At 58.4% G+C, this 12,600-nt stretch carries 16 protein-coding genes; 11 read left to right on the top strand and 5 right to left on the bottom strand.

Annotation, left to right across the window (positions count from 1 at the left end; genetic code table 11):
* Positions 1-210 precede the first annotated feature (210 nt).
* Positions 211-1,173 (bottom strand): malate dehydrogenase, encoded by a 963-nt coding sequence (gene mdh / locus BMY44_RS10060; RefSeq protein WP_089993478.1) that lies wholly within the window; start codon positions 1,171-1,173, stop codon positions 211-213.
* Positions 1,174-1,297: 124 nt separating this feature from the next.
* On the opposite strand from mdh, the gene BMY44_RS10055 reads away from it, so the two are divergent.
* Positions 1,298-2,029, top strand: a complete 732-nt coding sequence (locus tag BMY44_RS10055; protein WP_242650520.1) for a sulfite exporter TauE/SafE family protein — start codon at positions 1,298-1,300, stop codon at positions 2,027-2,029.
* Here BMY44_RS10055 and BMY44_RS10050 read toward each other — a convergent pair.
* Positions 2,017-2,331, bottom strand: coding sequence for a hypothetical protein (locus BMY44_RS10050; protein ID WP_089993472.1), 315 nt, complete (start codon positions 2,329-2,331; stop codon positions 2,017-2,019). The genes BMY44_RS10055 and BMY44_RS10050 overlap by 13 nt on opposite strands.
* Positions 2,332-2,533: 202 nt before the next feature.
* On the opposite strand from BMY44_RS10050, the gene BMY44_RS10045 reads away from it, so the two are divergent.
* The 9 genes from BMY44_RS10045 to BMY44_RS10005 all read left to right on the top strand — a co-directional run bounded on the left by BMY44_RS10045 (position 2,534) and on the right by BMY44_RS10005 (position 8,758).
* The gene (locus BMY44_RS10045; RefSeq protein ID WP_089994798.1) at positions 2,534-3,376 is read left to right on the top strand and encodes an HpcH/HpaI aldolase/citrate lyase family protein; all 843 of its coding nucleotides are present in this window, start codon (positions 2,534-2,536) and stop codon (positions 3,374-3,376) included.
* Positions 3,373-3,933 carry an NnrU family protein gene (locus BMY44_RS10040; protein WP_089993470.1) on the top strand — a complete coding sequence of 187 codons (561 nt, stop codon included), beginning with the start codon at positions 3,373-3,375 and terminating at the stop codon, positions 3,931-3,933. Before BMY44_RS10045 ends, BMY44_RS10040 begins: the two co-directional genes overlap by 4 nt.
* 1 nt (position 3,934) lies before the next feature.
* Positions 3,935-4,141: a DUF1737 domain-containing protein gene (locus BMY44_RS10035; protein WP_089993468.1), complete on the top strand. Its 207-nt coding sequence runs from the start codon at positions 3,935-3,937 to the stop codon at positions 4,139-4,141.
* Complete coding sequence (locus BMY44_RS10030) at positions 4,138-5,163, top strand: MaoC family dehydratase (RefSeq protein WP_089993465.1); 1,026 nt, start codon at positions 4,138-4,140, stop codon at positions 5,161-5,163. The genes BMY44_RS10035 and BMY44_RS10030 overlap by 4 nt, the downstream gene beginning before the upstream one ends.
* A 246-nt stretch (positions 5,164-5,409) precedes the next feature.
* Positions 5,410-5,793, top strand: a complete 384-nt coding sequence (sdhC, locus tag BMY44_RS10025) for a succinate dehydrogenase, cytochrome b556 subunit (protein ID WP_089993463.1) — start codon at positions 5,410-5,412, stop codon at positions 5,791-5,793.
* 11 nt (positions 5,794-5,804) lie between these two features.
* Positions 5,805-6,176, top strand: a complete 372-nt coding sequence (sdhD, locus tag BMY44_RS10020; protein WP_089993460.1) for a succinate dehydrogenase, hydrophobic membrane anchor protein — start codon at positions 5,805-5,807, stop codon at positions 6,174-6,176.
* Positions 6,177-6,195: 19 nt separating this feature from the next.
* The gene (gene sdhA, locus BMY44_RS10015) at positions 6,196-8,001 is read left to right on the top strand and encodes a succinate dehydrogenase flavoprotein subunit (RefSeq protein ID WP_089993457.1); all 1,806 of its coding nucleotides are present in this window, start codon (positions 6,196-6,198) and stop codon (positions 7,999-8,001) included.
* The gene (locus tag BMY44_RS10010) at positions 8,001-8,453 is read left to right on the top strand and encodes a DUF3052 family protein (RefSeq protein ID WP_089993454.1); all 453 of its coding nucleotides are present in this window, start codon (positions 8,001-8,003) and stop codon (positions 8,451-8,453) included. Before sdhA ends, BMY44_RS10010 begins: the two co-directional genes overlap by 1 nt.
* A 17-nt stretch (positions 8,454-8,470) precedes the next feature.
* Entirely contained in the window at positions 8,471-8,758 is a 288-nt protein-coding gene (locus BMY44_RS10005) for a hypothetical protein (protein ID WP_089993452.1), read from the top strand.
* Here BMY44_RS10005 and BMY44_RS10000 read toward each other — a convergent pair.
* Both BMY44_RS10000 and BMY44_RS09995 read right to left on the bottom strand, forming a co-directional pair.
* Positions 8,755-9,867, bottom strand: coding sequence for a polysaccharide pyruvyl transferase family protein (locus tag BMY44_RS10000; protein WP_165611816.1), 1,113 nt, complete (start codon positions 9,865-9,867; stop codon positions 8,755-8,757). The genes BMY44_RS10005 and BMY44_RS10000 overlap by 4 nt on opposite strands.
* Positions 9,854-10,906, bottom strand: a complete 1,053-nt coding sequence (locus BMY44_RS09995) for a nitroreductase family protein (RefSeq protein ID WP_131801593.1) — start codon at positions 10,904-10,906, stop codon at positions 9,854-9,856. Before BMY44_RS09995 ends, BMY44_RS10000 begins: the two co-directional genes overlap by 14 nt.
* Before the next feature lie 135 nt (positions 10,907-11,041).
* Here BMY44_RS09995 and BMY44_RS09990 point away from each other — a divergent pair, with 135 nt between their 5' ends.
* Entirely contained in the window at positions 11,042-11,821 is a 780-nt protein-coding gene (locus tag BMY44_RS09990; protein WP_089993442.1) for a succinate dehydrogenase iron-sulfur subunit, read from the top strand.
* A gap of 46 nt (positions 11,822-11,867) precedes the next feature.
* On the opposite strand, the gene BMY44_RS09985 is transcribed toward BMY44_RS09990, so the two are convergent.
* Entirely contained in the window at positions 11,868-12,452 is a 585-nt protein-coding gene (locus BMY44_RS09985; protein ID WP_089993438.1) for a hypothetical protein, read from the bottom strand.
* Positions 12,453-12,600: the final 148 nt, after the last annotated feature.

Below are 12,600 nucleotides of genomic sequence, written 5' to 3'. Positions count from 1 at the left end.
CACAAATCCTGACGGTTTGTGCTGGTGAACGGGAAAACGATGCATTCATGCGCGGAATTGGTGCGGAAATGACCTTGGCGCAGGATTCGCAACGCCGTGAATTGCTGTTCCGTCAGGCTGGGCGCTTTTGAAACAGTGCATTCGATCGCCAAAAGAAAAGGGCGCGCGACCCGGTCCGGTCGCGCGCCCTATATTGCAAGTGTCGCGGGCTTAGGCCAGTGCGCTGTCGATCCCTTTGCAGGCTTCGACGAGCCCTTTGACGGCGTCGACGGACTTGTCGAACATCCCCTGTTCGTCCTTGTTCATCTTGATTTCGACCACACGTTCGATTCCGCCGGCACCGATTACGGTCGGCACGCCGACATACATGCCGTTCAGGCCATAGGCCCCATCGACATTGGCCGCACAAGGTAGCAGACGTTTCTGGTCTTTCAGGAACGCCTCGGCCATTTCGATGGCTGAGGTTGCGGGCGCATAGAAGGCGGACCCAGTTTTCAGCAGGCCGACGATTTCGGCGCCGCCGTCGCGGGTGCGCTGCACGATCGCGTCAAGCTTTTCCTGCGTCGTCCAGCCCATGTCCACCAGATCGGGGAGCGGGATACCGGCCACTGTGGAGTAGCGTGTCAGCGGCACCATCGTGTCGCCGTGACCACCCAGAACAAAGGCTGTCACGTCGCGCATGGAGACGTTGAATTCTTCGGCAAGGAAGTGACGGAAGCGTGCGGAGTCCAGAACCCCCGCCATGCCGCAGACCATGTTATGCGGCAGGCCCGAAAATTCGCGCAGCGCCCAGACCATGGCGTCCAGCGGGTTGGTGATGCAGATAACAAACGCGTTCGGTGCGTGCGCGGCGATACCTTCGCCCACGGATTTCATGACCTTGAGGTTGATCCCCAGAAGGTCGTCGCGCGACATGCCCGGTTTGCGTGGCACACCGGCTGTGACGATGCAGACGTCCGCACCGGCGATATCGGCGTAATCGTTCGTGCCTTTGAACGATCCGTCGAACTTGGCCGCTGGGCCGGATTCGGCAATGTCGAGCGCCTTGCCCTGCGGGATACCTTCGGAGATATCGAAGAGGACGACGTCGCCCAGTTCCTTTACCGCAGCAAGGTGTGCAAGGGTTCCGCCGATCTGTCCGGCGCCGATCAGGGCAATCTTGGGTCTGGCCATTGGAATGAATCCTATGTGGTTTGATTTTGCGCGATGCCTAGTCTTTTGCACGCGCCGGTGCAAGTGTGCAGCGATTAAGGTTTGATCGAGGGACGGGCGTTTGGACGGGGCGGTTTTTTGGAGTGTGGCCATTGTCGCCGCGGTCTGCGTTGGGCTTGGCAAGGGCGGCGTGCCTGTGATTACCGCGTTGGCGGTGCCGCTGATGTCGCTGGTCATGTCCCCGATCGTGGCCGCAGGGCTGCTTTTGCCCGTTTTCATCGCCGCGGATGTTTTTGGTCTGATCGCCTATCGCAAGTCATTCAGTCGCGATGTTCTCAAGATTGTCATGGTAGCGATGCCGCTTGGCGTGTTGATCGGGTATCTGACCGTCGATTACGTGTCAGATGCCATGGTCGTGCTGATCCTTGGGCTGATCGGTGCGATTTTTGCGCTGTCGCTGATGCTGCGCAAACCGGTCGAGACCCCGCCGCGCCCCGCACGCTGGGGGTCGGGTCTGTTCTGGGGCACGATCACCGGTTTCACCAGTTTCGTCAGCCATTCGGGATCGGTCCCCTATCAGATCTATGTGCTGCCTCTGAAGCTGGAAAAGATCATATTTGCGGGCACGGTGACCGTCGCTTTTGCCTATATCAACATCATCAAGCTGGTTCCTTATTACCTGCTGGGACAGCTGAATCTTGCGAACATGAAAACGGCGGCGATCCTGATGATCCCCGCCGCTGTGTCGGTCTTTGCCGGTGTCTGGCTGATCCGTGTGATGCCGGAAAAACTGTTCTTTCGCATCATCGTCTGGGCGCTTTTGGCGCTGTCGCTCAAGCTGCTTTATGACGGAATCATGGGGCTTTACGCGCCCTGATCGGGGGCACCGAGGGCTTCGGCGACGTGCTGGTAATTCTGTCCCGCCGCCACAAGGCAGGTTGGCTGTCCGGCGCGGGTGATCGTGATCGTCCAGCTGCCCGTTTCGGGCGAGGCAAAAAGTTCCATCACCGACTGGTCAGACGTCAGCGCAATGATCTGGCGGCTTTCGCCGTAGCGTTCCGCAAGTCGTGTTGTCACCACCTCGTGTGGGCCACAGTTGCGCGCTTGCGCGGCGAGTTCGTAGGTCGTCAGCAACATTGCCGCAAGTGCGGTCGATGTCAGGAAAAAGATACGTTTCATGGCAGGCCCCTTTTGTGAAATCAGGTTGCAGCGGTGCGATCTTGCAGTCGCTGGACATGCGACGAGTTTGGCTCTGACAATCGTGAAAATTGGTTAACAATGCGTAACGGGCGGTCTGTTGCGCTGCGATGCAGCATTTTCAGGTTGAACAATGCGCAAAGATCGGCGCATGTTTGCGCAACAATATTGCGAGGAAGATTCGATGACAGTTCGCCCCAGCCGTTCCGCCCTGTATATTCCCGGTTCAAAGGAGCGTGCGTTGAACAAGGCACGCGCGCTGCCTGTCGATATCATCCTGTTCGATCTGGAAGATGCCGTCGCGCCGGATGAAAAAGACAACGCACGCAAAGGCTTGGCCAACGCGTTGGCCGATGGCGGCTATGGCGTGCGCCAGCGGATCGTGCGGATCAACGGGCTGGATACGCAGTGGGGCAAGGCCGATGCTGCGGCAGTCAAGGACATGGCTTGCGATGCGGTCTTGCTGCCCAAGGTCAATAGCGCTGCCGACGTCGACGCCTTGGCAGCATTGGTGCCGGACCTGCCTATCTGGGCAATGATGGAGACCCCGCAGGGAATTTTGAATGCCGCCGACATTGCCGCGCATCCGCGTATCGCAGGTTTTGTCATGGGAACGAACGATCTGGCCAAGGATCTTGGGGCCCAAGGCCGTACGGCCATGATCACATCATTGCAGCTGTGTCTGCTGGCGGCCCGTGCGCACGGGATTGTCGCCCTTGACGGTGTTTATAACGCGTTCAAGGACGAAGAGGGGTTGCGCGCCGAATGCGCCGATGGGCGTGCGATGGGGTTTGACGGCAAGACGCTGATCCACCCCGCGCAAGTTGCCATTTGCAATGCAGTTTTCGGCCCGACACCGGAAGAAGTCGACCTAGCCGAACGCCAGATTGCCGCTTTTGACGATGCGATGGCCGCGGGGCAGGGCGTCGCCGTGGTGGACGGCAAGATCGTTGAGAACTTGCATATCGAAACCGCACAGGCGACGTTGGCGAAAGCCAAAGCAATTGCGGAGCTTGAAGCCACATGATCCTTCTTATTTCCGGTGTCGTCCTCTGGTGGGCGGCACATCTTTTCAAACGGCTTGCGCCTGACCTGCGTGCGAGGATGGGAACGCCGGGCAAGGGCGTGATGGCATTGCTCATCGTCGCGAGCGTCGTGCTGATGGTGATCGGCTATCGCGGTGCGGAGACAACGTTTTATTGGGGGCCAAGTGCCGCCTTGGTCGGTGTGAACAACCTGCTTATGGTCGTTGCGTTTTACATCTATGCCGTGGGTGGCCCCGGACCGGGCAAACCCCGTGTTTGGCTGGGTACCAAGATGCGCCATCCGCAGCTGACCGGGTTCAGCATCTGGGCCATCGCGCATTTGCTTGTGAACGGTGATATTGCGTCCTTCGTTTTGTTTGGCGGTTTGCTTGTCTGGGCATTTGTCGAGATTGCGCTGATCAACACGCAGGATCCCGAATGGACACCGCCGCCCCGAGGCGCGGCGAAAAAGGAAATCATCTATGTCGTTCTGACCCTTGTGATCGTTGCCGTTGTCATGGCCATTCACAACTGGTTGGGCGTCAGGCCATGGGGTTGAAATGAATACGCTTTATCGCTTGCTGACCGAAGACGACACGTCTGCCTTTTGTCACAAGGTGTCCGATGCGCTGGCCAAGGGCTGGGTTTTGCATGGATCGCCCCAGTACGCCTATGACCACGCCAACGGGGTGATGCGCTGTGCGCAGGCCGTCATCAAAGAGGTCGAAACCCCCTATTCATCCGACATGAAGCTGGGCGCGCAATGAGCAAGACGAACGCGGGCCGTTTTTTCGATGATTACAAGGTCGGTGACGTCATCACGCACGCCGTCCCACGTACTGTGGCCGAGGGAGAGCGGGCACTTTATCACGCGCTCTATCCCGCGCGGGGTGCGCTTTATTCGTCGGATATGTTCGCGCAGGACTGTGGTCTGGAGTCTTCGCCGCTGGATGATTTGATCGCGTTTCATATTGTCTTTGGAAAGACGGTGCCGGATGTGTCGCTGAACGCTGTCGCCAATCTGGGGTACGCCGAGGGACGCTGGTTGGCCCCGGTCTGGCCCGGTGATACGCTGACGTCGACGTCCGAAGTGATTGGCGTCAAGCAGAATTCAAACGGCAAGTCGGGTGTTGTCTGGGTGCGTACGACAGGGCGCAATCAGATGGATGTGCCGGTTCTGGAATACGTCCGCTGGGTTATGGTGCGCAAGCAGGGCGACGCGCCGGCCCCCGACACTGTTATCCCCGACTTGCAGAAATCTGTTCTGCCGGGCGATCTGGTGGTGCCAGAGGGCCTAGACTTTACAGATTACGACTTTGCCCTTGCCGGAGAACCGCATCGCTTGGGCGATTACAAGGTGGGTGAGGTGATCGACCACGTCGATGGTGTCACAATTGAAGAGGCCGAGCATATGATTGCCACGCGCCTGTGGCAGAACACGGCGAAGGTGCATTTCGATGCCACCAACCGCCCTGACGGCAAGCGTCTGATCTATGGTGGCCATGTCATCAGCATGGCGCGGGCCTTGTCGTTCAACGGGTTGGCGAATGCGCAGATGATCGTTGCGCTGAACGGCGGCGCGCACGCGAATCCCTGTTTTGCCGGTGATACGGTGCGGGCGTGGTCAGAGGTGCTGGACACTGCCGACACGGACGCGCCCGGTGTCGGTGCCATCCGGTTGCGTCTTGTCGCAACGAAGGGAAAGGCCGGAGCGCTGAAGACGGAGGATGGCAAGTATCATCCCGACGTTTTGCTTGATCTGGATTACTGGGCATTGATGCCGACCTGAGGTGCGTGTCTTTCATTCGCACAGAACGCTGATGGTCGCGGAAGACGCGAGATGCAGATGCATGATGTTGCATGATGTGATCACACCGGGAAAATCTGTGATCACATTCCCCGGAAATGTGCCGCATCGCGGCAAAATCACGCGGTATTTCATCGGTTGGACTCGTGACTCTCTTTACCAATTGGTGCAATACAGGCGCAAAGGTGTTGTCTTGCCGGACGACATATCGCCAGGAAGGGAACTGATATGGCTGACGTGAACCGGGGAAATCGCCCCCTGTCGCCCCATTTGACAATCTACCGACCCCAGCTGACATCCATGACGTCGATTTTCGTGCGCCTGACGGGGAATGCCCTGTTGGTGGCCGCGCTGATGATCGTCTGGTGGTTTGTCGCCGCTGCTGCCGGACCGGAGGCATTCGCGACCGCGGACGGCTTTCTGCGCAGCTGGTTCGGTGATCTGGTCTTTTTCCTGTCGACATGGGCAATCTGGTATCACCTGCTTGGCGGCCTGCGTCATCTGATCTGGGATATGGGTTACGGACTCGAAGTCGAACGTGCCGAGATGATGGGCCTTGTGATGATCATCGCGTCGGTCCTGCTGACCATCTTTACCGTAATCGTGATATAGGGAGCAGACCAATGGCATTTCTGACTGATCGCAAGCGTGCTTCTGGCATGGGGTCTGCAAAATCCGGGACAGAGCATCACTGGCAGATGATGGTATCATCAGTTGGTCTGTTGATCCTGATCCCGATCTTCATCTTCCAGTTCGGGTCCGCGCTGGGCGGCACCTATGAAGAGGTCATCGCCTATTACAGCCGTCCGGTCCCTGCCGGGATTGCAATGCTGACCTTGCTTGTGGGCTTTTTCCACTTTGCCAAAGGTGTGCAGACCCTGATCGAAGACTATGTTCACGGCAAGGCGCGCAAGATCGCAATCATTGCAATGATCTGCCTGTCCTACGGGGCCGCTGGCCTTGGCATCTTTGCCCTCATCCGCATCGCACTTTAATTCGCCGGAGCATCTGACAATGGCAGCTTACGAATACGAAACCCATGTCTATGACGCGATTGTGGTGGGCGCTGGCGGCGCTGGCTTGCGCGCAACGTTGGGTCTGGCCGAACAGGGCCTGAAAACAGCCTGCATTTCCAAGGTCTTTCCGACCCGTTCGCACACTGTGGCAGCGCAGGGTGGTATTGCCGCATCCCTTGGCAACATGGGGCCGGATAGCTGGCAGTGGCACATGTATGACACCGTCAAGGGGTCGGATTGGCTGGGTGATACGGATGCAATGGAGTACCTTGCCCGCGAAGCCCCGAAAGCGGTTTACGAGCTGGAGCATTACGGCGTTCCGTTTTCGCGGACCGAAGAAGGCAATATCTACCAGCGCCCCTTTGGCGGACACACTACCGAATTTGGTGAAGGCCCGCCCGTGCAGCGCACCTGTGCCGCCGCCGACCGCACCGGCCACGCCATTTTGCACACGCTTTATGGCCAGAGCCTGAAGCAGAAGGCCGAATTCTATATCGAGTATTTTGCAACCGATCTGATCATGTCCGAGGATGGCCAGTGCCAGGGCGTCATCGCGTGGAAGCTTGATGACGGTACAATGCACGTATTTTCCGCCAAGACGACCGTGTTGGCGACAGGCGGTTATGGCCGTGCCTATTTCAGCGCGACATCTGCCCACACCTGTACCGGTGACGGCGGTGGCATGGTGGCCCGTCAGGGTCTGCCGTTGCAGGATATGGAATTCGTACAGTTCCATCCGACGGGCATCTATGGTGCGGGCTGCCTGATCACCGAAGGTGCGCGCGGCGAGGGCGGTTATCTGACCAACTCTGAGGGCGAACGCTTTATGGAGCGTTATGCGCCGACCTACAAAGACCTTGCATCCCGCGATGTGGTGTCACGCTGCATGACGATGGAAATCCGCGAAGGTCGCGGTGTGGGGGCGAATGCCGACCACATCCATCTGCACCTGAATCATTTGCCGCCTGAAACGCTTGATCTGCGGTTACCCGGTATTTCTGAATCTGCCCGCATCTTTGCCGGTGTCGATTTGACGAAAGAGCCGATCCCTGTCTTGCCAACGGTGCACTACAACATGGGCGGTATTCCCACAAACTATTGGGGCGAGGTGTTGAACCCGACGAAGGACAATCCTGATGCGGTTGTTCCCGGCCTGATGGCCGTTGGTGAAGCGGGCTGTGCGTCTGTTCATGGCGCGAACCGTCTTGGGTCCAATTCGTTGATCGATCTTGTTGTCTTTGGCCGCGCCGCCGCGATCAAGGCGGGGGAGGTTGTCGATCGCAATTCCGCGAACCCCACTCTGAACGCAGCGTCGATTGACTATGCCTTCGACCGCTTTGACGGGCTGCGCCACGCGGATGGCACGACCGGCACTGCCGAGCTGCGCCTTGAGATGCAAAAGGCGATGCAGGAAGACGCCGCCGTCTTCCGCACCGACAAGACGCTGGCCGAGGGTGTCAAGAAGATGGAAGCTATCGCGGACAAGATGGATGACATCAAGGTCACCGACCGTTCGCTTGTCTGGAACAGCGACCTGATGGAAACGCTTGAACTGACGAACCTGATGCCAAATGCGCTTGCCACGATTGTTGCGGCCGAGGCCCGTAAGGAAAGCCGTGGTGCCCATGCGCATGAGGATTACCCTGACCGGGACGACAAGAAATGGCGCGTGCATTCGCTGGCCGTTGTGGATGGCGCAAAGACCAAACTGTCGACACGTCCGGTGCATGTGGATCCGCTGACCTCTGAAAAAGAGGGCGGTATCGATATGAAGAAGATCGCGCCGAAAGCCCGCGTTTACTGATGCCAGCGGCGGGTTATTCTGGCACACCTTTGCCCAAGAAGTTGGGATTGAAGGATGGGCAGACCGTCGCATTTTGCGATTTGCCCGAAAGCCAGCGTGATTTATTGAAGGCCGCCAATTTCGTTGCGCTTGAAGAGGTGCGCGATTGGCGGACGCTCAAAGGCAGGACCTTTGATTTCATCCATTTGTTCACGAAGTCGGCGGCAACTGTGGTTGATGCGCTGCCGGTTTTGCGCGACCGGATCAAACCCGACGGCATGATCTGGGTGAGTTGGCCCAAGAAAGCGTCGAAAGTGCCGACCGATCTGACCGAAGACACCATTCGGAACCGCGCATTGGCCGACGTCCTGGTGGATGTCAAAGTCTGTGCAGTGGATGATATCTGGTCCGGTTTGAAACTGGTCATCCGTAAGGAGTTGCGTGCCGGTCACTGCAATGCGGTGCCGGTGTGAGGTTCGGAGATGTTCCCATGAAACGGATTGCTTTTGTCTTGTTGTCATTTGCCATCACTGCCTGCACCCCGATGTCGCCGGAACGTGCGGCCGACCGGTGCGAAGAACGTGCGCGTGGGGCCCAGGCTCCGGAGGCCGAGTTGACCATCGGTGCCAACAGTAACTCTGGCCCTTTTGCTGAAGGGTCGATCAGCATCACGAGCGACTTTGTTCAGGGCCGCGACCCGCTTGCTGTGTATGAAAGCTGCGTTTTTCAGCTGACTGGTGAGTTGCCGATCCGTCCGCCACGCCTGCGCGATCTTTAACCCGAAGCCTGTATTTTGTCGGCCAGTGTGTCCCACCAGGTTTCAAGCTGCGGTTTGATCTGGGCTACTTTTGCTTGCAACGCGGCACGGCGCTGCGCTTGCGCCGCATCATCGTTCAGGAAATGACGCAGCGTTGAGAGAAATGCATCCGTGTCCCCGTCAAAGATCGCATCCGCGCAGCCGAAATCCGACAGCAATTCCTTGTATTTGTGCGACCAGCTGACCGCGAATGCGGGGACGCCTGTAGACAGTGCGTTGGCCAATCCGTGAAAGCGCGCGGTGACTGTGCAGGTCGATCCGGCAATGAACGCCTTGATGTCGCGCGCGTCGTCGAGCGCGATCATCTGAACCCCGTGCGCATCCGCCAACGTTTGTGACAATGCCGCGTCCGCTCTGGGTTCGTGCAGCACGACAACCGGTGTCACGCTTGCGTTTTTCATCGCCGTGATGACACCGCCAAAGAGCGCGTTGATGCCATCTTCATCGAGTGCTCCTGCTTTCATCAACTGCGCGTTCACGACGACACACCCGTATGGCCCTGCGGGTTTGGTCACGTCACGCGCGCTGATGTCGAGGCCGAGTGTGATGTCGGGCATCTTTGGAATATCAACGCCCGCGTTCAACTTTTGCAGGTGATCGAGCGAAACGGCGTCACGTGCGGCGACCATGCCGAGACGCGGCAGGATGAACCGCATTTCATCAGCTAGCGTGGGGTCGGTGAAGGGCCCGAATGCTTGCGGCATTACGTAGGTGGGATAGCCCGCCCGCAGGTAGGCACCCACCCGACGGCGTGCTTTCTTTGCCCCCCAGTGATCGCCGTAGGCGAAGCCGGAAATGTCGATAACGTGCGTGATTTCGGGTCGTTTCGCCCGGAATGCCAGTCTTTCGCCTGCAAATGGAACCAGTCGCCAAAGTTGGCCGCGGTTTTGTGGCATCGCAGGCATGCCGATTTCAGCCCGCATTGCGTCCGGCCCTTGCTGGGGCGAACGGAATTGCGCATCGGGCAGTCTTTTCCGCAGGGCTGCAATGGTCGCGTGCGCCATCAGTTCCGCGCCTTTGTTGGGCAGCCAGACACCGGCGATTTCGATGACCGGTCTAGTCGATGACATGTAGAACCTCGTCCGCAGGGCGTTTGCCGGAGTAGGGGATGATGCATGTCGGGTCGGGCACGCCCAAACCGATGAGCATGATTGGCACCTGATGCGGCGCAAGGCCAAGAATGTCCCGCAACGCATCATGGTTGTCGGGCAGGTCCGGCCAGTTGATCGGCACACTGCCAAGTCCTTGCGCTGTCAACGCCAGCATGAATTGCATCGCAACCAGCCCTGAATCGATGAAGATCAGATGGCGGTCGCGCGGTTCGGCAAAGTTCGACAGATCGCCGACGACGGCAATGACGGCGGGCAGGTCGTCACCAAAGCCGGCTGTCCCGAGCGGGAGCGATGTGACCGCCTTTACCTTTTCGCGGCTTTGCACGAGGTAGAAATCAAAGGGTTGCCGGTTGCATGCACTGGGTGCCTGCAAGGCTGCGTCCATTGCTGCCCTGACCTGATCCATCGGCAGTGGCGCGTCGCTGAACCATCGCTGTGAGCGGCGCGCGCGGCAAAGTGCTGCGAAGGTTTCAAATGCGGGCAGTTTTTCAGTGATCATTTGCCCTTGATCGGCCAGCGCGTACGGGCTTGCCGGCATGGGCGTTTGTGCTGGAAGGGGCGGCAGAGCTGACCATGATTTGTACGCGGCGGCGATCTTGCCGTCGTCTTTTTGGACTGCCGCAAAATACGCCGTCAGTACGTCATGCGCCCAACGTACTTCGGGGGCGGACGGGGCCGCGGATTTGATTAGCCTTGTATAAAGCGCGACCGTTTCGCCGATAAAACTTTCTGCGAAGACGGGCCTGCGTTCGGGCATCGCGAGGCCTTTTTCCAGCCTGTGGATGTTGCGGCGCAGCAGCGGCGAGCTTTTTTCGAACAGCGTTTTCTTTTCAGCGAACCGTGCAAGGCCCGCGCGGGTGGCGTCGCCTTCCGCCTCTAGCTGTTCGGAAAGGGCGCGGCGGCGCTTGCGTGATAGCACTTTCAGCCGGTCACGGCGTACTTTCAATCGCGATTTGAGACCGCCCAGCATGTCGATGCCCCGTTGCCGTTTGATCACCGGTCATACCAGTGCCGCAGATAGGAGGCAATTGAGTGAAAATCCGATCAATACAACGGTTTGTCGCATTGGCCTTGCCGATGAGGTAGGGTAATGTCTGCCCAAAGTAGATGACAGCATCGGAAAATCGCCGACATGGTTCAACTAACACTCCCTAAGAACAGCCGCATGGTCACGGGCAAAACATGGCCCAAGCCTGAAGGCGCGACCAATCTGCGTAAGGTGCAGATCTATCGCTGGAACCCCGATGATGGAAAGAACCCATCGCTGGATACCTATTTCGTGGACGTCGATACCTGTGGGCCGATGATCCTGGACGCGCTGATCAAGATCAAGAACGAGATTGACCCGACCCTGACCTTCCGCCGGTCCTGCCGCGAGGGGATCTGCGGATCCTGCGCGATGAACATTGACGGGATCAATACGCTTGCGTGTATTCATGGGTTGGACGATGTGACCGGCGACATCAAGATTTATCCGTTGCCGCACATGCCTGTGGTCAAGGACTTGATTCCCGATCTGACCCATTTCTACGCGCAGCACGCTTCGATCATGCCGTGGCTTGAAACCAAGACGAACCCGCCTGCGAAGGAATGGAAGCAGTCCATCGAAGATCGCGAAAAGCTGGATGGCCGTTATGAGTGCATCATGTGCGCCTGCTGTTCCACATCGTGCCCGTCTTACTGGTGGAATGGTGATCGCTATCTTGGACCTGCCGCGTTGCTGGCTGCGCACCGCTGGTTGGTCGATAGCCGGGACGAGGCGACCGGCGAGCGGTTGGACGAGTTGGAAGATCCGTTCAAGCTGTACCGTTGTCATACGATCATGAACTGCGCCAAGACCTGCCCGAAGGGTCTGAACCCGGCCAAGGCGATTTCAGAAATCAAGCAGATGATGGTCGAACGCGTCGTCTAGGCAGCCGAGAGATTGTAGGAAAGCCCGGGCAGTGACCCGGGCTTTCTTATTCAGCGACAAAGCCGCCCGCAAAGATGCCCGTGACGCTTTGCCCATTAAAGATGCCGACGGCTTGCGTGTTGCCCACGTCACCGGCTAGTTCACCCGCCATATCTTCAAATTGCGCTGTGCCTTCCAGGGTGCCGGTCCGGTTGAAATTGCCGGACACGGCCAGCCCGTTGTCCGAACCGCTGATTGTGCCGCTGTCGAAATTGACGGTCAGCGCCATGTCACCGGCAACCGATCGTCGCGTGCCGATCAGGCCGACATCATCGGTTTCCGGGGCTTCGAAGGTTTCGAGTTCGTATGCCGCTGTCATGGTGGCTGTTCCGCCGTTTGACGGCGCGGGAAGGTTTGTGCCGTCCAGCAGCACCGCCTGCGTGACAAAGCCGCTGCGCGATGCGTTCATGCCGACCTGATAGGCATAGCCGTTGTTCGTGCCCGCAAAGTTTGCTGTGCCGCCGCGTGCGTCTTCCAGCGGTTCAAGAAAGCTGCCGTCTGCGCCAAGAAGTCCGGAAGCCGTGGTGCCGCCGTTTCCGCCACATGCCGCAAGGCAGGAAACCGCCGTGAGCCCGAGGATCACATTCTTCATTGTCTGCTCCAGTCATGGGGCTTTTCTTGCCCCTTATTGCCTGCGTTATCCGCCTTGCCGCATTGCGTGCCGGTTTTTGATCCCGGTTCTTGCACATGTGGACGGACGTGTTCGTATCTTGCCTTGGCCGCATTCATACGGCTGGAGT

It is taken from the genome of Cognatiyoonia koreensis (assembly GCF_900109295.1).
In the GTDB taxonomy this organism is placed as follows: Bacteria; Pseudomonadota; Alphaproteobacteria; order Rhodobacterales; family Rhodobacteraceae; genus Cognatiyoonia; species Cognatiyoonia koreensis.
This window is presented reverse-complemented; position numbering and strand designations above follow the sequence as displayed.

What these genes read in the sequence shown, in the direction of transcription:
- mdh (WP_089993478.1), bottom strand. Translation starts at nt 1,173, where the DNA reads ATGGCCAGACCCAAGATTGCCCTGATCGGCGCCGGACAGATCGGCGGA.
- BMY44_RS10050 (WP_089993472.1), bottom strand. Translation starts at nt 2,331, where the DNA reads ATGAAACGTATCTTTTTCCTGACATCGACCGCACTTGCGGCAATGTTG.
- BMY44_RS10045 (WP_089994798.1), top strand. Translation starts at nt 2,534, where the DNA reads ATGACAGTTCGCCCCAGCCGTTCCGCCCTGTATATTCCCGGTTCAAAG.
- BMY44_RS10040 (WP_089993470.1), top strand. Translation starts at nt 3,373, where the DNA reads ATGATCCTTCTTATTTCCGGTGTCGTCCTCTGGTGGGCGGCACATCTT.
- BMY44_RS10035 (WP_089993468.1), top strand. Translation starts at nt 3,935, where the DNA reads ATGAATACGCTTTATCGCTTGCTGACCGAAGACGACACGTCTGCCTTT.
- BMY44_RS10030 (WP_089993465.1), top strand. Translation starts at nt 4,138, where the DNA reads ATGAGCAAGACGAACGCGGGCCGTTTTTTCGATGATTACAAGGTCGGT.
- sdhC (WP_089993463.1), top strand. Translation starts at nt 5,410, where the DNA reads ATGGCTGACGTGAACCGGGGAAATCGCCCCCTGTCGCCCCATTTGACA.
- sdhD (WP_089993460.1), top strand. Translation starts at nt 5,805, where the DNA reads ATGGCATTTCTGACTGATCGCAAGCGTGCTTCTGGCATGGGGTCTGCA.
- sdhA (WP_089993457.1), top strand. Translation starts at nt 6,196, where the DNA reads ATGGCAGCTTACGAATACGAAACCCATGTCTATGACGCGATTGTGGTG.
- BMY44_RS10010 (WP_089993454.1), top strand. Translation starts at nt 8,001, where the DNA reads ATGCCAGCGGCGGGTTATTCTGGCACACCTTTGCCCAAGAAGTTGGGA.
- BMY44_RS10005 (WP_089993452.1), top strand. Translation starts at nt 8,471, where the DNA reads ATGAAACGGATTGCTTTTGTCTTGTTGTCATTTGCCATCACTGCCTGC.
- BMY44_RS10000 (WP_165611816.1), bottom strand. Translation starts at nt 9,867, where the DNA reads ATGTCATCGACTAGACCGGTCATCGAAATCGCCGGTGTCTGGCTGCCC.
- BMY44_RS09990 (WP_089993442.1), top strand. Translation starts at nt 11,042, where the DNA reads ATGGTTCAACTAACACTCCCTAAGAACAGCCGCATGGTCACGGGCAAA.
- BMY44_RS09985 (WP_089993438.1), bottom strand. Translation starts at nt 12,452, where the DNA reads ATGAAGAATGTGATCCTCGGGCTCACGGCGGTTTCCTGCCTTGCGGCA.